At 40.6% G+C, this 22,756-nt stretch carries 23 protein-coding genes; 8 read left to right on the forward strand and 15 right to left on the reverse strand.

From position 1 onward, the window contains the following. Positions 1–119: 119 nt before the first annotated feature. From AC4IFO_RS05145 to AC4IFO_RS05165, 5 genes are all read right to left on the reverse strand, one after another. On the reverse strand, positions 120–1,727 hold the full coding sequence (locus AC4IFO_RS05145) for a GMC family oxidoreductase (protein ID WP_490732362.1): 1,608 nt from the start codon (positions 1,725–1,727) through the stop codon (positions 120–122). Between the two features lie 369 nt (positions 1,728–2,096). Next, a complete protein-coding gene (gene uhpC / locus AC4IFO_RS05150; protein WP_490732364.1) occupies positions 2,097–3,422 on the reverse strand; it encodes an MFS transporter family glucose-6-phosphate receptor UhpC in 1,326 nt (441 codons plus the stop codon). A gap of 183 nt (positions 3,423–3,605) precedes the next feature. Then, a complete protein-coding gene (locus AC4IFO_RS05155; RefSeq protein WP_490732366.1) occupies positions 3,606–4,235 on the reverse strand; it encodes a Rossmann-fold NAD(P)-binding domain-containing protein in 630 nt (209 codons plus the stop codon). Positions 4,236–4,297: 62 nt separating this feature from the next. Next, complete coding sequence (locus tag AC4IFO_RS05160) at positions 4,298–5,554, reverse strand: type II toxin-antitoxin system HipA family toxin (RefSeq protein WP_490732368.1); 1,257 nt, start codon at positions 5,552–5,554, stop codon at positions 4,298–4,300. Further along, complete coding sequence (locus tag AC4IFO_RS05165; RefSeq protein WP_353243041.1) at positions 5,551–5,871, reverse strand: helix-turn-helix domain-containing protein; 321 nt, start codon at positions 5,869–5,871, stop codon at positions 5,551–5,553. Before AC4IFO_RS05165 ends, AC4IFO_RS05160 begins: the two co-directional genes overlap by 4 nt. A 328-nt stretch (positions 5,872–6,199) precedes the next feature. Between AC4IFO_RS05165 and hemP the strand changes: the two genes are divergently transcribed. From hemP to AC4IFO_RS05205, 8 genes are all read left to right on the forward strand, one after another. Continuing rightward, positions 6,200–6,373 carry a hemin uptake protein HemP gene (hemP, locus tag AC4IFO_RS05170; protein ID WP_225819117.1) on the forward strand — a complete coding sequence of 58 codons (174 nt, stop codon included), beginning with the start codon at positions 6,200–6,202 and terminating at the stop codon, positions 6,371–6,373. Between the two features lie 360 nt (positions 6,374–6,733). Continuing rightward, positions 6,734–8,746: a TonB-dependent hemoglobin/transferrin/lactoferrin family receptor gene (locus AC4IFO_RS05175; RefSeq protein WP_490732371.1), complete on the forward strand. Its 2,013-nt coding sequence runs from the start codon at positions 6,734–6,736 to the stop codon at positions 8,744–8,746. Positions 8,747–8,772: 26 nt separating this feature from the next. Beyond that, positions 8,773–9,822, forward strand: coding sequence for a hemin-degrading factor (locus AC4IFO_RS05180; protein WP_490732373.1), 1,050 nt, complete (start codon positions 8,773–8,775; stop codon positions 9,820–9,822). 18 nt (positions 9,823–9,840) lie between these two features. Next, positions 9,841–10,662: a heme/hemin ABC transporter substrate-binding protein gene (locus tag AC4IFO_RS05185; RefSeq protein WP_219246671.1), complete on the forward strand. Its 822-nt coding sequence runs from the start codon at positions 9,841–9,843 to the stop codon at positions 10,660–10,662. Beyond that, positions 10,659–11,660 carry a FecCD family ABC transporter permease gene (locus AC4IFO_RS05190; RefSeq protein WP_490732375.1) on the forward strand — a complete coding sequence of 334 codons (1,002 nt, stop codon included), beginning with the start codon at positions 10,659–10,661 and terminating at the stop codon, positions 11,658–11,660. Before AC4IFO_RS05185 ends, AC4IFO_RS05190 begins: the two co-directional genes overlap by 4 nt. 3 nt (positions 11,661–11,663) lie before the next feature. Next, the gene (locus AC4IFO_RS05195) at positions 11,664–12,452 is read left to right on the forward strand and encodes a heme ABC transporter ATP-binding protein (protein WP_490732377.1); all 789 of its coding nucleotides are present in this window, start codon (positions 11,664–11,666) and stop codon (positions 12,450–12,452) included. A 264-nt stretch (positions 12,453–12,716) separates the two neighbouring features. Then, positions 12,717–12,932: a HEAT repeat domain-containing protein gene (locus AC4IFO_RS05200; RefSeq protein ID WP_490732379.1), complete on the forward strand. Its 216-nt coding sequence runs from the start codon at positions 12,717–12,719 to the stop codon at positions 12,930–12,932. Between the two features lie 308 nt (positions 12,933–13,240). Further along, entirely contained in the window at positions 13,241–13,459 is a 219-nt protein-coding gene (locus AC4IFO_RS05205) for a HEAT repeat domain-containing protein (protein ID WP_490732381.1), read from the forward strand. Between the two features lie 79 nt (positions 13,460–13,538). On the opposite strand, the gene fghA is transcribed toward AC4IFO_RS05205, so the two are convergent. From fghA to AC4IFO_RS05255, 10 genes are all read right to left on the reverse strand, one after another. Continuing rightward, on the reverse strand, positions 13,539–14,372 hold the full coding sequence (fghA, locus tag AC4IFO_RS05210; protein ID WP_490732383.1) for an S-formylglutathione hydrolase: 834 nt from the start codon (positions 14,370–14,372) through the stop codon (positions 13,539–13,541). 10 nt (positions 14,373–14,382) lie between these two features. Continuing rightward, positions 14,383–15,495, reverse strand: a complete 1,113-nt coding sequence (locus AC4IFO_RS05215) for an S-(hydroxymethyl)glutathione dehydrogenase/class III alcohol dehydrogenase (RefSeq protein ID WP_273803672.1) — start codon at positions 15,493–15,495, stop codon at positions 14,383–14,385. A 16-nt stretch (positions 15,496–15,511) separates the two neighbouring features. Beyond that, a complete protein-coding gene (gene frmR, locus AC4IFO_RS05220) occupies positions 15,512–15,784 on the reverse strand; it encodes a formaldehyde-responsive transcriptional repressor FrmR (RefSeq protein WP_353243094.1) in 273 nt (90 codons plus the stop codon). 159 nt (positions 15,785–15,943) lie between these two features. Then, positions 15,944–16,861, reverse strand: coding sequence for a bestrophin family protein (locus AC4IFO_RS05225; RefSeq protein ID WP_219246654.1), 918 nt, complete (start codon positions 16,859–16,861; stop codon positions 15,944–15,946). Positions 16,862–17,028: 167 nt separating this feature from the next. Then, complete coding sequence (locus AC4IFO_RS05230) at positions 17,029–18,285, reverse strand: MFS transporter (RefSeq protein WP_490732386.1); 1,257 nt, start codon at positions 18,283–18,285, stop codon at positions 17,029–17,031. Positions 18,286–18,327: 42 nt separating this feature from the next. Continuing rightward, positions 18,328–18,786, reverse strand: a complete 459-nt coding sequence (locus tag AC4IFO_RS05235; protein WP_490732388.1) for an RpiB/LacA/LacB family sugar-phosphate isomerase — start codon at positions 18,784–18,786, stop codon at positions 18,328–18,330. Positions 18,787–18,803: 17 nt separating this feature from the next. Then, entirely contained in the window at positions 18,804–20,012 is a 1,209-nt protein-coding gene (locus tag AC4IFO_RS05240; protein ID WP_490732390.1) for a ribokinase, read from the reverse strand. Positions 20,013–20,311: 299 nt separating this feature from the next. Next, entirely contained in the window at positions 20,312–21,373 is a 1,062-nt protein-coding gene (locus AC4IFO_RS05245) for an oxidoreductase (RefSeq protein WP_490732392.1), read from the reverse strand. 16 nt (positions 21,374–21,389) lie between these two features. Then, positions 21,390–22,133, reverse strand: coding sequence for a DeoR/GlpR family DNA-binding transcription regulator (locus tag AC4IFO_RS05250; protein ID WP_490732394.1), 744 nt, complete (start codon positions 22,131–22,133; stop codon positions 21,390–21,392). A gap of 222 nt (positions 22,134–22,355) precedes the next feature. Continuing rightward, the gene (locus AC4IFO_RS05255; protein ID WP_490732396.1) at positions 22,356–22,682 is read right to left on the reverse strand and encodes a DUF1090 family protein; all 327 of its coding nucleotides are present in this window, start codon (positions 22,680–22,682) and stop codon (positions 22,356–22,358) included. Between the last annotated feature and the right edge of the window lie 74 nt (positions 22,683–22,756).

Raw genomic sequence — 22,756 nt, forward strand, 5'->3', positions numbered from 1 at the left:
GTATGAAGAATTCGTCAAAATTTTATTTTCTTGCCGTTAATCTTATTTTTAAGTGGGCCTAACTAGAAATAGGCCATCTTTTTGAATAGCCTATTCCCACTAAAATTATTAATTGATAATTACTGTCTATCTTCAATAATCATTGCTGCTGCACGTTCGGCGATCATAATCGTTGGCGCATTAGTGTTACCACTTGGGATCTCAGGCATGACAGAGCAGTCTACGACTCGTAAGTTTTCAATACCATGCACACGTAAGCGTAAATCCGTCACCGAATCTTTAGTGTCAGTTCCCATACGGCATGTTCCCACTGGGTGATAAACGGTTTTACAGAAGTTACGTACAAACTCTTCAAGCTGCGCATCATCATGGCGCACTGAGTCAGGTGGCATTAATACGTTTTGGCTAACCGCTTGTAACGATGGTGAGCTTAAAACATCTAAACCAAACTTAACTGCACGCTTACACCCGTCCATGTCTTCAGGGGAAGCAAGGTAATTGGCATGAATTTTTAACGGAGCTAGAGGGTCTTTACTGCGTAATAGAATTTCGCCTCGGGATTTAGGTTGCAGATAACCGACTTTTAAGGTGAAACCGTGAGCGGCAGGTAACGGCTCACCCGGTACATCATCCCAGCTATCTAAAATAGGGAGAAAATGAATTTGCACATCTGGACGACCTTGCTCACAGCTATCTTTAAACGCGGCACCTTCGAGGACATTAGATGCTAATAACCCGCTGCGAAATGCCATCCATTCGAAGCCGTGTTTAATGGCGTTTAAACCTTGATCCGCCCCAAACAAACTGATTGGCTGCTTAGTTGTCACATTGATCGACATGTGTAAATGGTCATGAAAATTTTTACCAACAGGTAAATTCGCCACCGTATCAATGCCCAACGAAGACAAATGCTCTTCAGGCCCAATGCCTGATAGCATCAATAATTTGGCTGAGCCCATTGAGCCAGAGCAGATAAGCACTTCGTTCGCTGCGATAGCGTCGACTTCATGACCGTTTTTTCCTTGGTAGGCAACCCCGACAGCACTGCCATCCTGAATAATAATTCGATTCACTTGTGTGTTGAGTTTTAAGGTGAGTTTTTCACTTTTTTCTACTGATTTTAAATAGGTTTTCGATGTACTTGCCCTTTCGCCATTATGGGTCGTCGTTTGGTAAAAACTGGTGCCTTGCTGGCTTTCACCATTTAGATCATTCACATAAGGTAACCCATGCTCTTGTGCAGCACGAATAAATGCCATAGAAAGTGGATGACGATAACGGTTTTCACTGACAGGCAACGGGCCATCTGTACCATGATGCTCCCCTGTCAGGCTTTCATTTCGCTCTGCTTTTTTGAACCATGGCAGCACATCTTTATAGCCCCACCCTTCACAACCATATTTTTCAGCCCAATTATCATAATCCTGCTTTTGGCCTCGAATATAAATCATGCCATTAACGGAGCTACTTCCACCAAGAACTTTACCTTGGGCAATTTGCATTTTGCGGTTATTTGCATGAGGCTCTGGCTCCGTTTCATAGGGCCAGCTTTTTTGAGCGATGATTTTAGCGACCCCAGCAGGCATCTTAATAAACATATGGTTATCGCTTCCACCCGCTTCGAGTAGCAATACACGCGCTTGAGTTTCTTGGATCAATCGAGCTGCTAATACACACCCCGCAGAGCCTGCACCGACAATAATATAGTCATATTTTTCTGTACTCATGATTTAACCCCATTATGCAAACGCAACAATAAATACACATTAAGTTAACAATAACCCTTTATTTTATTAATGTATTAATGATGTTCTCGTAATGTGATTTCAATCAAAAACAATTTACTTTGTGACTATAAAAATATAACTCAATATACTGATATTAAAACAATAGAATAAATAAAAAATTTCCAGCATTTTTATTATTACATTATTAATAATTTAATAATAAGGATATCCAGCAAGAACCTAACCATCGATTAGCCATGATAATTTTTAAATCACGGCTGTATTTTGGCATAAAAATACCCCCAGTAATTGGTTGCCCAACTATTGGGGGTTACTTAATATGCTCGAATTTTCAATGCACTACACAAATTAATCTTCTATTATCACTTTCTTTTTGGTCATTGCCATCGCAATGATCAACAATAAAATTAAGAAAATAGATAAAGTTAACAGTAACGAGTAGAAGCCGTTCCACTGGTATTTTTCAATCACAATGGATAGTGGATACCCTGCGATTGATGCACCAATATAGGCAAACAAGCTGACAAAGCCTGTCGATGCACCTGCGGCATTTTTATGGGAGTTCTCAGCAGCCGCCATCGCAATTAAGAACTGCGGGCCGAAAATAAAGAAACCGGTCATAAAGAATAAGAACGAGAAGACATATTCATTATCGACAGGCACAATCCATAAACAGAAGGATGTGACAATAATACCCAATGCGTAAATCACGTTCATTTGCGCACGGTTACCTTTAAAGATTAAGTCAGAGCCCCATCCTGCAACAATGGCACCAAAGAAACCGCCAATTTCAAACATCATCACGACGGCGTTTGCTGAAAGCAAATTAAAGCCATGTTCTTCGATTAAATATAAGTTTGCCCAGTCGTTGATACCTGTTCTGACGATATAAATAACTGCGTAGGAAATCGCGAGAACCCAAAGCACTTTATTTTTGAAGATGTATTCGTTCAGAATTTTACCTAAAGGCAAACCTGCGCCTTTAGCTTCATACTTGAGTTCCTCGAGGTCATTACGCCATTCACCAACAGTGGGTAACCCCATGGTACGTGGTCTATCACGTAAAAAGATACATAACCCAATACCAATCACAATAGCAATGATACCTGGAATGATCATGCCGTAACGCCAACCGAGGGCAAGTGCAACACCACCCGATAAGATAGGAATTATCGCCCCACCAATATTATGGGAGGTATTCCAAATCGCCCACCACAGCCCACGTTCATTACGTGAATACCACGTATTGAGGATTTTAGCACATGGCGGCCAGCCCCAACCTTGGAAGAACGCATTCACCATCCATAAGAAAATAAACATGGATATTGAAGAGGTTAAACCAAATAGAATATTAACAACGCCTGTTGCGATTAAGCCAATCCCCATAAAATAACGCGGGTTCGACCTATCCCCGATAATACCCGACAGGAATTTAGATGCGCCATAAGTGAGGTAGAACGCGGTTCCTACCATACCGATGTCCGCCTTGGTGATCCCTAAGTCTGTTAGCATCTCAGGCATCACGAAGTTAAAGCTTTTGCGTGTGAAATAAAAAACTGCGTAGCCAATGTAGCTCACAATCATTAAATGTAATCGCCAGTATTTATATTTAGCGTCGATTTCAGATTTCGACATTGTGACTGGTATATCTGGTTGTTCTTTAAATATTGACATATTTAACCCCGTCTAAAAGTACAAGCAGGCAAAAATATGACAATAAATATGCGGCAACAATAAGTGAATACACTTAAATATTACATTTTTGTTACATTTTTATTTCAAAGTGTTAGATACGTCAAATAATGCACTTTTTCTTATTTTATCTATAACACGAAAACAAAGTTGCCCAATAAATTGTTATGCGAGCTGTTTTGATGAAATAATTTTCACCCCTTTTTCGGGATGAATAACTGAATTTAGCAAGGCGCTAGCAATATTTTTTGCAGGGCTAATTTGGCAGCTAGCGGGTAATATGCGGGATAAACAAGAGATAATACGAATAACTACCACTTCACCAAGACGCTCTTGGTTGCGATGGCCACTAATGACGTTAGGGCGCACTAATGTCAAGGACTCAAAATTCAAGGCGATTAAGCTTTGTTCAAGCTCCCCTTTTATTCGGCTGTAAAAAAATGGCGAGTTGGCATTCGCCCCTAATGCAGAGGTTAACGCATACGTCGGACAGCCCCATTTTTTGGCAAGTTTTGCACAGGCTAACGGGTAGGTGTAATCAACTTGGCGAAACGCGGCTTTTGACCCCGCCACTTTCATTGTTGACCCTAACGTACAAATAACCGCATCCACCGCCCAAATATGGGCTTCATCGGGAAGTTGGTCAAAATTCACTATCGGCGCAGATAATTTGGGGTGTTCAGGTAATGCATGACGCACAGGAGCAATAATTTGGCTAACCCGGTCATCAGCAAGCGCTTGCTCTAACACATGGCTTCCCACTAGCCCAGTTGCACCTATGAGTAATATTTTCATGAGTAATCGCCTTTTATTATGAACAATGCGTCATGTAATAAACCGAAAAACGTATAATAAAATCACTTAATGATAAGATCATCACTTAGCTGCTGCCAATGTTGATGCAATTGCCTTTTTTGTTCTGGGAACATAGGTAATTCTTTTAGCATTGATGGCCAATTAGCCCTTGCTTGCTGAATAACATCTTGTAAATGTGGCTTTACAACGACCCAAGGAACGCCGACATCTTGTGACCAGCGTTCAAAATGTTTCAACGTAATTTTATGCCATTGCTTTGTTCCTGCCAAATTTAAGGCTAATTTATCATTCTCAATGTAAGGGCTCGTGAAAACCACATCATATAGTGGTGATAAGCAAGGGGATATTTTATCTCGATAGATTAGCGACCAATTTTTTAAATCCGCATCTCCATTACCTAATAAAATATTGATTAATAATCTCCTCGCCATTTGTTGAATATCTTTATATTTCTCAGAACTTGAATGATAAAGTGTTTTACCTAAAAGCTCATAATTCGCTTTTTCATATTTATCACTAGGGTATAAGCCAAATATTTGGGCAAAATCTTCTGTATGGATTCGCCCAGCTGCGCTACGGTCAAACCGTTTAATCCCATAAACATATTCTTCATCAGCTAATTTTATATTGGGAAGCCCATCTAGCTCAGTTAATCTAATTAAGCGTATTTCTGGAATTTCCGCGCCCACACTTTCTGCTAGTTTCATACAAGTATATTCATTAACAGAAACACCTTTATGCAGTGTAGATGGTGTTTTAATAATCCACATATCGTCAGAAATTGCTTGGTTTACATAATAGCGTCCGTCTACATATGAAGATGAAAATTTTATTTGAACACCTGCTAATGAAAACTTATTATCTACATGTTTAACATCGATTTGCTGCGGTTCCGTAGACGTTCGATATGCCAATGCCCAATCAGGAATATTCCCAGCGCTAATTGGGTCTATACATAATGCGCCGGATAAATTGCGGCCTAAATATGCCAAAAGTGAAAACTCATTATCAATTTGGCATTTAATTGCCTTGGCAGTGTATTCTCTTAATACCCCTTCAGGTAGTAAATTGGATAAAACGGGTGGAAGCTTTATCCGACTCATCAAAGGTTTATTAAGGTAATTAATATCCATCAACTGCCGCAATGTAAATACTGGGCGTTCTTCTAATGGCATACCAACAAAATCGGGGTGAAACGTTAATATATTTCGCCCCCCTGCATAGTGAACAACAATTGCGATGTCCAAACCATATAATTGGATTTTAAGTCCCTCAATATTTTCAATTTGCTTACTCATTTAGACCTCGTGATATTTGACCAAAAATCGAGATCGTCATTTTCTGGTATTTCTGTATTCCCCCATTCTTCAGATTGATTGTTAGGATTTGAACCAAGTACTGATGATTTACTCGAACCCTTTTGCCCGATTGAAAGCTCTAAATTTAGCCCTTCAAGCACACGGAGAAATGTTGATAATTTAATATCATTACCCGCTTCAACACGTTGGTATTGTTGCTGCTTCATACCGATGCGCATATACATATCTTTTTGCTCAAGACCTAAACTTTTTCGTTGTTGAGTCAACATATTGGCAATCTTTTTAATCTCGTCCATAGCCTAACCTTCTTATATGGGACACTCAACTTACAACTTAAGTGATGTTTATTGCTTAAAATACAATCTTAGCATTGTGAAACATCAAAAAACAACTCTTATGTTGTCTTAAACACAAAAAACAACGCTTTAGTTGTTTTTATTAAAAATACAACTTATAGATTGTAAATAATCATTTTACAACAATAAGGTTGTTAATAGTCAGAATTTGAACTTTGTAGCTCTTTTGTTGTTTGATTGTGAAAATCACTTGATATTGGGCATAATTATAAAGATAATCATTCTCAATATCATTTCTGTTATCAGTATAGTTAGCATGGTAAATAATATGACAGCGCCAGTTGCAGAAAATATCGCCGAAACGGCCAAGCAAACAATCAAAACTGACGTCGTAGAGAGCCAGCAGCTCTTGGGGCCGACAGGAAAGGTTTCCATCCAGCACAATGGCGAGCTTTACCAGTTAAGGCAAACGCGTACAGGTAAATTGATTTTAACGAAGTAACGTTCCAACAAAAATTTTATCCGCAAGCCACCTAGGTCACTCATCCAGGCAGCCAGCTTAATCTAAAACATAGGAATAGGTTTCTATGGAGTTTAAACTGCCGTCTGTATTTGCTGATTTTTCATCCAAAAAGCAAACAAAAAGGTCATACTCCGACCACGTAAAATTCGCAATCATTGCTCGCACACCTTGTGATATTCCTGCGCATCTTACATTCGAAGCTCCCTATGTAATGCCAACCTCCTATCCCCCTGATGGGCTACATGCCTGTCCATAAGTATTTTAGCCATTACATAAATAGCCTTTTATTTCCGCTAATTAGCCTAGCAAAAAATGAAATTTTTACGGAGTATCACCATTATGTCTCATGTTTTACGGATATCTGTGTTGACCAGCGCGATCTTAAGTGTCATCGCCAGCGCTCATGCACAAACAGCTGAACCCTCAACGACTAAGAAAAGCAATGACGTCATGACTGTTTATGCGACAGGGACTGAACGTGATAGCTTTGATACACCGATGATGGTGACAGTGATTAAAAATAATTCACCTGAAACCCAAACGGCAGGTACAGTCAATGACATCCTACGCAAAGTGCCTGGTATTAACGTGGCAGGCACTGGTCGTTCAAATGGGCAAGATGTTTCCATTCGTGGCTTTGATCGCCGTGGGATATTGACCCTAGTAGATGGCGTTCGCCAAGGTACTGATACGGGTCATGTTAATGGCACATTTATTGACCCTGCCCTGATCAAGCAAGTGGAAATCGTTCGCGGTCCATCCGCCCTGCTTTATGGTAGCGGTGCAATGGGAGGTGTGATTGCATGGGAAACCGTTGATGCTAAAGACCTACTACGTGATGGGCAAAATCACGGTTTTCGCGTCTTTTCCCAAGCCGCAACCGGCGACCATAGCTTTGGTTTTGGTGGCACAACGTTTGGGCGTACCGATAACCTTGATGGTGTTTTCAGCTTTGTAACGAAAGAAGTGGGTGATATTCGCCTCAGTAACGGCGATGACATGGATAACAAAGAAACCATTGCTTATCTCCTAGCGAAAGGGACATGGCAAATAGATGATGCACAAAAACTTGCGGGTCAGGTTCGTTATTATAATAACGATGCCCATGAACCTAAAAACCCACAGGAATTGAATGTCGGTAAAGATAACCTACAAGTTAACCGCAACACACGTCAGCGTGATGCCCAAGCGACTTACCAGTTCAACCCTGCATCACAAGATTGGTTAAACCTAAAAGTCACTCCTTATTATTCTGATGTGAATATTACGGCTAAAGGCAAAGGAACCCCTTATGAAGGTCGCACGCAAAAAACTTACGGTTTAAAAGCGGATAACCGCTCTAATGTTTATGATTTACCGCTGGCGGCTCATAACCTCACCTATGGCAGCGAAGCTTATAAGCAAAAGCAAACCCCTTACGCAAACACAACCCAATTCCCTGATGCGGATATCACCTTTGCATCTGGCTTCTTACAAGACGAAATTGCCCTAAAAGACTTACCTGTGTCATTTATTGTGGGTACACGTTATGACCACTATAAAGCGACGTCTCAAGGAAATGAGGATGTTAAGAAAGGAAAATGGTCATCAAAAGGCGCAGTGAGTATCACGCCAACAGATTGGTCAATGTTATTTGCATCTTACTCTGAGGCTTTCCGTGCACCATCAATGATGGAAATGTACAACGACGATGTTCACTTCCAAATGGGGCCTATTGTTAATAGATGGCGACCAAATCCAAATCTAAAACCTGAATCAACACGCACTGCTGAATACGGCTTTGGCTTGCGTTTTGATGACCTATTAATGGAACGTGACAACCTGCAATTTAAAGCCAGTTATTTTGATACCAAAGCCAAAGACTACATTAATACCTATGTGAATTTTGACAGACAAAATATACAAAATAACTATACCACCTCAATTAATACCAAAGAGGCAAAAATCTGGGGCTGGGATGCCACGATGGATTATAAAACTGACTACTTCAATTGGAGTCTGGCATATAACCATACGGAAGGAAAAGACCAATCAAACGGTAAGTCACTGACCTCAATTAAGCCCGACTCTGTCACCAGTAACCTTGCAGTACCCATTGCAGACAGCGGTTTCTCTGTGGGCTGGTTAGGGGAATTTACTCGCCACACCGACTTCAATAAGGCCTCTCAAGCTGAACAACAAGCTGGCTATGCCGTCCATGATTTCTACGTTAGCTACAAAGGTGACGGTGAACTCAAAGGCTTAGGCACAAGCGTGGTGTTAGGCAATGCCTTCGACAAAGAATATTACTCATCACAAGGCATTCCTCAAGATGGACGTAATGCCAAACTACTGGTCAGCTTCCAGTGGTAATTCATAATAGTATTAAGGAGATAGATGTGAATTCAACCATTTTCGAGCGTTACCAACAAGCCAAAGCAGATAACAAAGCCAAATACGCTCGTGATCTTGCTGCTTACCTGAATATTTCTGAAGCTCAGTTGCTGCACAGCCGTGTGGGTCATGATAAAGCCGTGCGTTTAGACGTTGATGCGCCAACGTTATTGACTGAATTAGCAGCGGTTGGGCAAGTCAAAGCCATTACCCGCAACGAATACGTGGTGCATGAGCAAGTGGGTCGTTATGACAACGCAACATTCAGCCCTCACGGTGGTTTAATTTTAAACCCTCGCGCCCTTGACTTACGTATGTTTTTTGCTCATTGGGATGCAATTTTCGCCCTGACAGAAGACACCAAACACGGTGAGCGCCACAGTATCCAATTCTTTGATAAACAAGGTGATGCACTGCATAAAGTCTACACCACTGATGAAACTGATATGGCGGCATGGCAAGCACTGATTGAGAAATATGCGACGCAAGATAATAGTGAATTAACTCATGTGCCAGCGACGCCATTTACCAACCAACCTGTTAGTGATGAGCTAAAACAGCAATTAGAGCAAGAATGGCGCAACATGACAGATGTGCACCAATTTTTTGTTTTATTGAAAAAGAATAACTTGAGCCGCCAGCAAGTTTTCGCCGCCGTGAGTGATGATTTAGCATGGAAGGTGCCGACTGATTCCTTCAATCAGCTGATTAATACGGCGTTCAATGACCAGAACGAAATCATGATTTTTGTGGGCAACCGTGGATGTGTGCAAATTTTCACTGGTGAAATCAAAAAAATCATGCCATATCAGAGTGAAGGTTCAGATTTGAAATGGCTCAACATTTTCAATCCTGATTTTACCTTACACATGATTGAAAACGGCATTCATGAGTGCTGGGTAACACGCAAACCAACGCAAGATGGTTTTGTGACTAGCCTTGAAGTTTTCGATATTGAAGGGAATCAAATCGCACAAATGTACGGTCAGCGCACTGAAGGCACGCCAGAGCAAGAACAATGGCGCCAACAAGTCACTGCGTTACCCCGCATTTAAAATTTAGGTAAATTTATTATGAAACAATGGCTTCTAACCTTATCGGTCCTGTTTGTCTCGTTCAGTTCTTATGCTGCGCAGCGCATTGTCACTCTCGGTGGTGATGTGACAGAGATAGTTTATGAACTTGGCGCACAAGACCAACTTGTTGCCCGCGACAGTACCAGCCTGCACCCAGAGCAAGCGACCAAACTGCCTGATGTTGGCTACATGCGAATGCTTAATGCTGAAGGCGTACTTTCGATGCGCCCAACCTTGGTGCTCGCCAGTGAATTAGCAAAACCGTCCATGGCATTAACGCAAATAGAAAAAAGCGGCGTTAAAGTCATCAAAGTGACAGGGAAACCGAGTTTAGAAGCCATTCCAGAAAAAATCACCACCATTGCCGCTGCGGTTGGCAAGCCTGAGCAAGGCAAGCAATTGGTGGATAAATTCAATCAATCGCTTAGCCAAGTCAACACGGCACCGATTGATAAAAAAGTGTTGTTTATCATGAGCCACGGTGGTGTTCTCCCCTTAGCAGCGGGGAAAAAAACGGCGGTGGATAGCATGATAACGGCAATTGGCGCAAAAAATGCGATGGCCAATTTTGATAGCTATCGCCCGCTTTCCTCAGAAGGCTTATTGTCTAGCCAACCAGACTTAATTGTCTTCACCGAAGAAGGCATTAAATCATTAGGTGGCGTTGATCGCGTGTGGAACTTACCCGGTATTGCTATGACGCCTGCGGGGAAAAATAAAGCACTCGCCGTCGTTGATGATGTGGGCATGCTAACGTTTAGTTTAGGCACGCCAAAAGTCATGCAGCAACTACGTGAGGCATTAGAGAAGTCCCAATGATCCGTTTTAAACGACCTTTATTTGTTATTTTAATTTTATTGTTCGTGCTTTGTGCTCTGACGTTTGTTGCTTCCAACGCAGGGCCGATAAATTTTTCGTTCAATGCACTGTGGCAGGCTTCTGCCACCGATCCTGACTGGCAAATATGGCTAAACATTCGTTTGCCGCGTGTCTTAATTGCCATCTTAGTGGGGCTAGCACTGGCCGTGTCAGGCGCCATTATGCAGGGGCTTTTTCGTAATCCACTCGCTGATCCCAGTTTGCTGGGCATCAGTAGTGGTGCGGCATTAGCCGTTGCCGCCTTTATCGTTTTATCTTTTTCATTACCCGCGGTAATGCAAAACTATGGCCATATCGCAGCCGCTTTTATTGGTAGCTTAGTGGTTTCCTTAATTATTTTTAGTTTAAACCGCTCATCTAACGGCAATTTGGCACGCCTACTACTGGCTGGAATTGCAATAAATGCACTGTGCATGTCGTTTATTGGTGTGCTGAGTTATATCAGCAATGACCAGCAACTTCGAACCTTTAGTCTCTGGATGATGGGCACATTGGGGAATGTGGATTGGACGTCGTTAGCCATTGCTACTACGGTCATTTTGCCTGTCAGCGCAGTGTGCTTGTGGCAAGGGAACAAGCTCAATATCCTCCAGTTAGGAGATGAAGATGCGCACTACCTTGGTTTGAATGTTGAACGGGCGAAATTTATTTTGCTGTTTCTCAGTGCCTTATTAGTCGGGTGTGCGGTGGCGATGAGTGGCGTGATTGGCTTTGTTGGGTTAGTGGTTCCACACTTAATCCGTATGACATTAGGCCCCGACCATCGTTGGTTAATACCAGGGTCAGCCATTGTCGGTGCTGCGCTATTATTAATCGCCGATACCATTGCCCGTACTGCGGTTGCCCCCGCTGAAATCCCTGTGGGCTTACTCACTGGGTTGATTGGTGGGCCATACTTCTTATGGCTAATTTTACGCCAACCTGCGGGGAGAATTTAGACGATGCAAGATAAATCTATTTTATTAGAAGCGCAGAGCCTGACTTATCAAATCGACGATAAGACATTGATTAACAATATAAGCCTTTCGATAAAACAGCATGAAATGGTGGTCATTATTGGCCCCAATGGTGCAGGGAAATCTAGCCTATTAAAACTGTTAACTGGCTATACAACCCCAACACAAGGTGTTTGCCTATTAGAGGGGCGCTCGTTAAAAGAGTGGCAAGGCAATGAGTTAGCTCGTAAACGTGCGGTAATGAAGCAACATAGTAATTTGCAATTTGCGTTCACTGTTGAAGATGTCGTGGCCATGGGGCGCACCCCTTATGGTTCAGAACACAAGCAAGTTGCTATTGAAGAGGCGTTATCCCTAACCCATTGCCAAGTGTTGCGCCACCGCGATTATCGGCAGCTTTCTGGCGGTGAGCAACAACGCGTTCAGTTGGCACGTGTGTTGGCACAGTTATGGCAACCTACAAATCAAGGCGCCTGTTTATTTTTAGATGAGCCCACGTCGGCTCTGGATTTATACCACCAGCAACATAGCTTGCGCCTACTGCACCAACTAACCCGCGATCGCCCTATCGGTGTGTGCTGCGTGCTACATGATTTAAACCTAACCGCGTTATACGCCGACCGCGTTTATTTAATTCACGAAGGGAAATTAGCCGCCAGTGGCACACCAATGGAAGTATTAACAACAGAAAATCTCACTCGCTGGTACCAAGCAGATTTAGGAGTAAGCAAACATCCTGAAAATGATACACCTCATGTCTATTTGCGCCATTAATCTTTTGCGAAAGAGGGCACGTCATCTGCGTGCTCTTTCTTCACATTGAGTAAATGTCCTACTTATTTGTTTTCTTTGAACTATTCATTTCACGATTATCTTATAGCACCTAAACTTTCACGATAAATCAATCATTCACTAACATCTCTAAAAAGGTGTGAAGTTGATATAATCTATTGATCATCATTTGAAATTTGAAGATAAATATTAAGAAATTTCCCCTAGAATACGCCTAAACAAGCAAATGGGCTAACAGGACAGAAAATGGAAAACAATATTATTCAAACATTGCTTGAATTAACACATCGTGGTAATGATGATGTGAAAATTGCCGCCATTTCGGCGTTAGGGGATTACCGCGCAACCGTTGAACAACAAACCGCAGTTCATCGTCTTCTCGATTTATGTAAAGATCCAAATAAAGATGTCGCTGTATCCGCGATAAAAGCATTAAGTAAGTTATCTGAGCATTTTAAATAAAAACCTTTGCCTTCGATTAAGTTAATTTGCTAACTAATCAAATAATATTTTCGCTCATCTTCCCCCCAAAACTCCCGATTTAATCTTACTATGTCTGAAGATCGGGGAGCTACCTCCTTGGTAACTCAGTCATTTTTATTATTAAAACCAATAAATTACATTATTCTTTATTCCTGCCGCTTTTTTTTATATTCCAACCTAAATTATTCTGATAATATTAATATCATTGAACTTAAATGCTGATATATATTAAATATCAGTATATTTGACTAGTTCATTTTTTGTAACGTGATTTCGTAGGATACATAATGGATACACAAATCATCAATACACTGCTCAATTTAACCAATAGAAATAATGACGATGTCAAAATAGCAGCAATTTCAGCGCTTGGAGACTGCAAATCCCCCATAAAACAAATGAATACCATGAACCGCTTACTTGAACTGTGCAACGATCCCAATAGAGATGTCGCCATTAGCGCGATTAAAGCGGTCAGTAAGCTTTTAAATCATGATAATAAATAGAGAAAATGCATTCATGCGGATAATGGAAAGAGAATAATAGAAGGGTAAAATGCGTTGCAATCTAACCCTTCTATTTTTATTACACGTATTTTAAATTGTGTGCGTGAAAGGCAATATGTTCACCAATAAAGCTGCTAATAAAATAGTAGCTATGGTCATAGCCATCACGTAAATGCAATGTGCAATCAAATTGCTTTTGTTCACAGACCGTTGCTAACAGCTCTGGCTTTAATTGCTCATGGTAAAAGGGATCTGCTGTACCCACATCAACACGTATTGGCGATGTTGTCACTGCGTTACCAAGTAACTCAATAGTGTCATATTGAAGCCATTTAGCCCTATCATTGCCCAAGTACGCCATAAAGGCTTTTTGCCCCCATGGAACTTGTGAAGGCGCAATAATCGGCGCAAATGCAGACAAACTGCAATAGCGTTCAGGGTTACGCAAACCAATCATTAAAGCCCCATGACCGCCCATGGAATGGCCTGAAATCGCGCGCTTATCTGTTACAGGTAAATGGCTTTCCACTAATGCTGGCAGCTCTGAAACGATATAATCATACATTTGGTAATGGCGTTTCCACGGTTCTTGAGAAGCATTGACGTAAAACCCAGCCCCTTGCCCCAAATCATAAGCGGCATCATCTGCTACGCCTTCGCCCCTTGGGCTAGTGTCTGGCGCAATAAGAACCACCCCGTGCTCTGCGGCAAATTGCTGAGCCGCCGCTTTCGTGATGAAGTTTTGCTCGTTACATGTCAGCCCTGATAACCAATAAATCACAGGGCAAGGCTGCGTTTGAGCCTGCGGCGGCAAATAGGCGGCAAATTTCATTTCACAGCCTAATACCGTTGATTGATGTTGATAAACATCCTGCCAGCCACCAAAGCAAGCGTGGCGCTCAATTCTCTCCATCAATAGCTCCTTATTCGTAATGAATGACGGTACGGATTGACTTGCCTTCATGCATTAAATCAAAAGCTTCATTAATGCTATCAAGCGGCAATGTGTGAGTCACAAATGGCGCCAAATCAATATCCCCTTTCATGGCATCTTCAACCATTTTTGGTAATTGGCTACGCCCTTTCACGCCACCAAATGCGGTTCCACGCCATGAGCGGCCTGTCACCAATTGGAATGGACGCGTCGAAATTTCCTGCCCAGCACCCGCCACACCAATAATGATAGATTGCCCCCACCCACGGTGAGCGCTTTCCAATGCTGCACGCATAACATTCACGTTACCAATACATTCAAAGGTATGATCGACGCCCCATTCAGTCATTTCAATTAACACTTGCTGAATTGGCTTATCAAAGTCTTTTGGATTTAAGCACTCTGTTGCACCAAATTGGCGAGCTAATTCGAATTTTGTTGGATTGGTATCAATAGCAATAATACGCCCAGCTTTGGCTTGTCTTGCGCCTTGGATAACGGCTAAACCAATGCCACCCAAGCCAAATACTGCCACAGAATCACCTTCTTGCACTTTTGCGGTGTTATGCACTGCGCCTATCCCCGTAGTCACACCACAACCCAATAAGCACACTTCTTCGTGATTCGCTTCTGGATTGATTTTAGCCAGTGATACTTCAGCCACAACAGTATATTCACTGAATGTTGAGCAGCCCATGTAGTGATAAACAGGCTGACCATTATAAGAAAAACGTGTTGTGCCATCAGGCATTACGCCTTTTCCTTGGGTTGCACGGACAGACACACATAAGTTCGTTTTGCCTGACTCACAGAAAACGCATTTTCCGCACTCTGCGGTATACAGTGGAATAACGTGGTCACCGACGCTGACACTTGTCACGCCTTCCCCCACTTCAACCACAACCCCAGCACCTTCATGGCCTAGCACAACAGGGAATAGCCCTTCTGGGTCGTCCCCTGAAAGCGTGAATGCATCAGTGTGACAAACGCCTGTATGACTGATTTTAACTAAAACTTCCCCAGCTTGTGGTGGCATAACGTCGAGTTCGACAATTTTCAGTGGTTCGCCTGGACCAAATGCGACTGCTGCACGTGATTTCATCGTTGTTCCTTTTTATTTAACGCAAATAAGTGCGAATAAGTGAAATAGCATCATCAACTGACTCTTTTTGATGCTGTGTGGTGGCAGACTCTTGGAGCCCCTCGCGTAAATGGCTTTCTAAGACGCCCGCCATTAAGCCATTTACGGCACCACGAATGGCAGCAATTTGCTGTAAAACTGCGGCACACTCTGCTTCGTCCTCGAGTGCAGATTCAAGTGCTAATAGCTGCCCTTTGAGTTTACGAACACGCGTCAATACCGCTTTCTTTTCTTTTGGTGAATGTGGCATCTTCAAGCCTCTTTCATATACATAGGGGGAGTATAGTATTTATAGTGGTACCAGTACAGAATGATGGATTTAATTTACCTATTTAAGGCACAAAATAATAAAAAATGGCAAAGTGAGTTATGTTTCACTTTGCCATTAGAGAGGATATAACAATATAAATTACAGCAAGTTAAAGTATTTATCGGGTTTATTAACTGGGGGAAGAGGTTTGAGATCGAGCATGTCCATCGCATTTCGCTCGATACTATTACAAATCGCATTTAATGGTAGATCATTCGCAGATGTCCCAAAAGGGTCTTCCAACTCTTCAGCTAATGAGTCCCATGCTAAAAAAGTATACGATATAAATACCGAAACAAATGGGGTCATATAATGCAAATCAACCACTAACGCGAACGGCAATAGCGTACAAAATAAATACACGGTGCGTTGCAAAATTAAGGTATAAGCAAAAGGAATAGGCGTATTCGAAATACGTTCACAGCCACCTAAAACGTCAGATAACGCATTAATATCTTTATTGATTGCTTGAAATAATACATCACTAATCACTTTATTATCCCGCAATTCCCCGACCTTCAGCCCAATCTGCATTAGAATACGGCTGGTTGGAAATGGACTACGAATAACTTCGTCAAAAATAGCGCGAGGTAACAACCGATATAAATCAACAATCGGGCTGGTTTTTCTTAGCTCGTGTTTTAAGCTCCAACCAAATGCAATCAATAAGTGCGCAAATTCTTTTTGTGCAGCTTTGTCATTTGGTAATAACCCTTTAATATTTCTTAAAATATTGCGTTGGTTAATCAGCAAATTAGCCCAAAGTGTTCTCGCTTCAATTAAACGGCTATAACACGCGTTATTGCGAAAACCCAAAAAGATTGCAATGGCTATCCCCAATAAACTAAAAGGCGCGATAGTTAAATGGATCCCGAGTTGTTCGTACCATTGGTAACTCAATACGGCAACAATCGAAATCATAATATTAAGGGATAACCGAAAGGTGATTTTTGACAGCACGGAACCGTGCCAATCGAACAACCGGAAAAACCAGTGCTGATGCGGGCGAATGACCATAATGTAATAAGTATTTTTCAGTAAAACGACATATAACTTATTATTTCATTTATCAAACCGATAATCCATAGATAATAATTGATTAACTTATTAAACCTAATTCAAAAACAAAAATAGCTAATAAGATAGATTTATTAGCTATTGATCATACAATTAAACCAAAACAATCATGCAATTTTAGTTTTCTTCAATTTAAACGCTAACAGCCCTGCGACCACCAGTGAGCCGATAAGCAATAATTCTCCGGCAACAATACTGCCGGTGGAATCAATAAGGTAACCGACAGCAAATGGTCCTAAAAAGCCGCCTAAATTACCAATTGCATTAATAAAGCCCATAGAAATTGCTAACGTATCATCAGCGATATAAGAGCTTAATGCTGCCCAATAGACTGAGTAACAATAAATGCATCCTAGACACAGACTTAGTGCCATTAATGCAAAAATAGGTGATTGTGAGCCAAATAAAACAGATAATCCTAGAAATAACGCCCCCGCTAAAATCGGAATTCCAATATGGTATTTATAATCTCCAGTTTTATCTGAATGATATGAGTTAATAATGGAACCTATCGCAGCAAATACCCAAGGGATCGCAGCTAACCAACCAATTTGCATCGAATCCGTTGACGCTGAAATTGACTTTATTAATGTAGGTAACCAAAGCCCAAACCCATAGAAACCTACCTGCAAGAAACAAAATAATAAAAGCAAGATCACCACATTTCTATTTTTTAACGCCTCTTTAAAGCTTTTTGGTGCAACTTGTTTAATTTTGGCATTTTCTTGCGCAATTGTTTGCTTTATATAATTGCGTTCTTTTTCACTTAACCATTTAGCTTGGTCTGGAGTATCGGCAGTCATAAACCACCAAATAACTGCCCAAATAATTGGAGGTAATCCTTCAATAATAAACATCATGCGCCAATCCCAGTGAGATAATATCCAACCAGAAACTGGGGCGGTGATAATTGCAGCAAATGGAATACATAAATACCAATAACCGTTTGCTCTAGCCCTTTCACTTAAAGGAAACCATTTAGTCAGCATGATCATGGTTGCTGGTGACACACCACCTTCTGCAAATCCGACAAAAAAGCGCACGATAAGCAATTGAGTATAATTTTCCACAAAACCAGTGAGGATTGAACACCCGCCCCACGCTAATAAAGACACCGTAATAAACTTTTTGGCGCTCCATTTCTGCGCAAGCATTCCACCAGGGACTTGCAAAAATAAATAACCAAAGAAAAACACACCACTTGCAATACCAAATGCCGTTGCACCAATTGCTAAGTCTTTTTGCATTCCGTTGAATGCAAATGCCATGTTATTTCTATCCATAAAGGCGATGGTATACATTAAAAAAGCGGCTGGAATGATCCTAAACCAGCGCTTATTGGGTACATTGGAAGCTGAACTCATAACATTACCTTTTATTAAGCATCTAAATATTTTTGTTATTTGTTATTTTTTTATTGCGTATTTGGCTTCTAAATCATGCAATTTTTGTACGCGCCTTCTACAATCAATATCTGTGCTAAATTCAGCATTGAGGTATTCTTTAACCAAATCAATAACTAACCACTCACCAACAATTTTTGCCCCCACGCACATCACATTAACATCGTCATGCTCTACACATTGATGAGCAACATGCGCATCATGGCAAATTGAGGCTCGAATACCCGGTATCTTATTTGCAGCAATGGATGCACCAACTCCAGTGCCACAAACCAAAATAGCTCTCTCACACTCACCATCTAATACTGACTGGCAGACCTTTTCTGAAATATCTGGAAAATCAATAGGCTCTAGACTGTGGCAACCAAAATCTATTGGTGTATGGCCTAATTCTTCAACAATACGAATAACTGCCGCTTTTAACGGAAAACCTGCATGATCCCCACCGATGGCTATTTTCATTTTGTTTCTCACTCTCTTTAGTTAGGATGAAATCTATTTAATTTGTCGTTAGTTTCTTTTTCTGTCGGCATATTCGAGGCACCATCACGCTCAATGGCCAATGATGAAAACGCCGATGCAAATTTAATTGATTGGTGTATGTGTACTCCCTTGGATAATTGAGAAGCAAGAGCGCCATTAAAGGCATCACCAGCCCCTGTTGTGTCCACTACAATGGCGGGATAAACATCAAACGATGTGAATTGTTTATTTCCATATAGTAAAGCCCCCTCTTCCCCCATCGTAATAATAACGATAGGAAATCCCATTTCATTAATTTTTATTGCTGCATTTTTTGCTGTTGAAAAGTCTTTTATTTCAACTCCGGATAATAATGAAGCTTCTGTTTTATTTGGTGTGATAATATCAACTAAACCAACAAGGTTTTCTGTAATAACATTGTATGGTGCAGGATTTAAAATGGTTAAGACACCATTTTCTTTTGCATACTCAAGCGCTTTTTGAATAATATCAAAATTATTTTCAAGCTGAACTAAAAATACATCCGAGTTTATAATATCTAATTTTACAGAGTTTAATTCATCTTCTGTAATCGTTTTATTTGCTCCAGGAAATATAGCTATCATATTGTCTTTATTTTCTTCTGAGACATAAATTAATGCATTACCTGTCGGTTCTGATTCCGATTGAAAAATAGAAAATGAATTGATATTTGTACTGTGTAAGTTTTTATAGGCAAAATCACTAAACTGGTCACGGCCAATTTTTGTCACAAATCGGACATCGCTCCCCGCATTACTTGCAGAGATAGCTTGATTTGCACCTTTCCCACCTGAAGACAAATAATTCGTCGTCCCAACAACGGTTTCCCCAACCTTTGGAAACTTAGTGACCTTGGTGACGATATCCACATTATATGAGCCTAAAATAAAAACTTTACCTTTCATTGATAACTCTCTTTTTTCTTTTATGATACTTAGCTCTGCAATGCTTTGTGTTATTTGTAATAATGAGTCAATATCCTTAAACTCATTAATAATATTTTTCTTAACTGCAATTGCGCCGCCATGGGTTCTTTTAATTAATCCAATCTTATGAAGATCATTTAAATCTTTCCTAATTGTCTCTTTGGAAATTTTAAAAAATACAGACATTGAATTAACACTAACATTGCCTTTTTTATAAATAAAATCCAAAATGGCAACTTGCCTTTCGACTTTAAACATAGAATTACCTTTATTTTATGGATATATCATAGTGAGTTTTTCAAATACAAAAAGAGACCCCTCTCAACAAATCAACGGGCATTCGGAACCAATCGGAACATAAAAAACTCGAGTCATTAAAATGAAAAATTAAATTTATAATTAATTATTGACGTGAAAAACCCTCCAGTTATAAAAACTAGATTTTAATTAATATCGGCACGTTAAATTAAAATAATTAAGTTAATTTGGCATGTTATTATGATTTTACCAATATACGAAATCGCCTGCACTTTGCATGCAGGCATTTAATTATTCAGTTATTTCCAATCTTGAACTTCTTTTTCAGTTAGCGTTAAAGGCTGTGTGCTGCCAGTCTCTGCCGATTTCACTGCAGCTTCTAAAACAGACATAACTGCTAAAGCTTGCAATGGTGTCACTGAGTTTTGTGCATTACCATTCAACGCATTACGAATATTCACATAATATTGGCTCTGATCGCCTTTTGGCGCTTCTTGCAACTTGGACGATAGCGTCTCATCAATTAAAATAATTGGGTCATTATCCACACCCCATTCTTTATCTCGCGGCGTGATCCCTTGTAATAATTGTTTTTCTTGTTGATCTGGTTGGGATTTTACTGCGCTACCTTTATCACCATGTACCGTAAAGCGTGTAAACCCACCAGCGGCTAACATGCTGCAATGCAAAATCACTTTATGAGTTGGGTAGTTTAATAACACATGTGCCCAATCATTAATTTGGCCATTATTTCTTAATGTTGCAATATTACCTTGCACTGACTGAGGTAAACCAAAAAGTTGCAGTGCTTGGTCAATTAAATGCGGGCCTAAATCAAACCATAAACCACTGCCTGGCAAGTTTTGCTCACGCCAACGTACTCTCACTTCAGGGCGAAAGCGGTCAATATGTGATTCAAAATGTTTTATTTCACCAATCTGTTTTTGCTCTATCACGTTTTTGATAGCGAGAAAATCACTGTCCCAGCGGCGATTATGAAATACAGATAATAAAACATTGTGCGCTTTCGCAAGTTCAATCAATTCTCTAGCTTCTTGCATATCCAGGGTAAATGGCTTGTCGACTACCACATTTTTACCCGCCTCAATTGCCAGCTTTGCCAATGGCGCATGAGTTGCATTTGGGCTCGCAATGACGACTAAGTCAATATCCGAACGGAGAATAGCTTCTTCAGGAGATGCAATAACCGTCGTATTCGGAATATCACGTTTCACCTTTTCTTCGTCACTAGAAGCCACAACAGCAAGGTTCAAGCCATCAACTGACTGAATTAAAGGTGCATGGAATGTTTTCCCTACAAACCCATAGCCAATCAGTGCAACATTAATTTCTTTGCTCATAATTTTACCTGCATCGTTAAATACTCAGAGAATTCACAGTTACCTTGCTACTAGGATTAAGTTCATCCCAATGGCAATCTAAAAACAGTTGATCAATTTCGTCCAAATGTGCCACTAAATAAGGCTGACATAGATTGAGTTTAGTGCTGTCTGCTACGACCCAATGTGCTTGGCTATTCGCTATCATGGCGCGTTTTACATCGCAATCTGCTTCTTGGGTTGCACTCAATCCCAAAGAGGGATGCAAAGCACAAGCCCCTAATATAGCGATATCTGCTCGGTATCTTGCCAACATGGATAGTGTGCCACTCCCTGCAAACAAGCGCTGCCCTGAGTCCCATTCCCCACCTAATAAGATCAATTGGATATCAGCACGATCACTAAAATGCACGGCAATATCTAAGGATGTGGTGATAATTTTCATCGGACCTTGGATAAAGCTAGCAACAGCCATGACCGTACTGCCAGAATCAAGGAAAAGTGTCGAGCTCTTTGGGATCAACTTAGCAACCTGTTGCCCTAATTGTTTTTTAACCTCTGGCAATAAAATATTGCGCCCTCGACGGCTCATCACAGGCACATTGAACCCCACAGCACCGCCATGGCTTTTTTGTGCTAGCCCTTGGTTTTCAAGTTCCGTTAAATCACGGCGAATAGTATCTGTAGAAACATGCAACTGATTAGATAAGTCAGCAACACTCACCTGACCATTTTTTGCAATTATTTCAATGATATAATTTTGTCTCGCTTTTTTGTGCACGACTGCAAAACCTCGCAAAAAGTTGCAATATACATCATAATACCGCAATTAAAGTGAAAATAAACACAAAAATTGCGCAATAATCGCCAATATTGATAAGCCTGTTGAATTTGTATATTTTTTTGTTGAATAAGAAAAAAGATGAGAGAAAAAGTGCATATGGGATGCTGATATGAAGCAGAAAGCCACTATTAGGCTCTCTACTTTATTCGAATCAAAACACTAACTTTTTAACGACTCTAATCGTTTGATTTCATCACGCAGCGCATCAATTTCACGTTCTAACTGACGGCTTTCATCTGAGAAATATTTACTGTTCAGTTTAGTTGGGCCTGTAGCCCCTGAATAGTGGTCATAACAACGGTTTTGCACATTTGAGATGGCTCGCTCTAGCCCTGCAACTCGATGACGGTTTCCATGCATTTTTGCATATTTTAGCTGCTTTTCAAGTTGGTAAATTTTATTATCACATCCATAGTAATTAGAGCCCGCTTGGGAAGATAATGGAATAAACAGTGTTGATAAAATAATTAGCATTATCCTTTTCATTTAATTCTCCAAATATAAAAAATAAATTAAATTTTGTCTATTTCATCACTTTTATATTTTATTAATATAAGCAA

The organism is Providencia sp. UF-224, assembly GCF_058245955.1.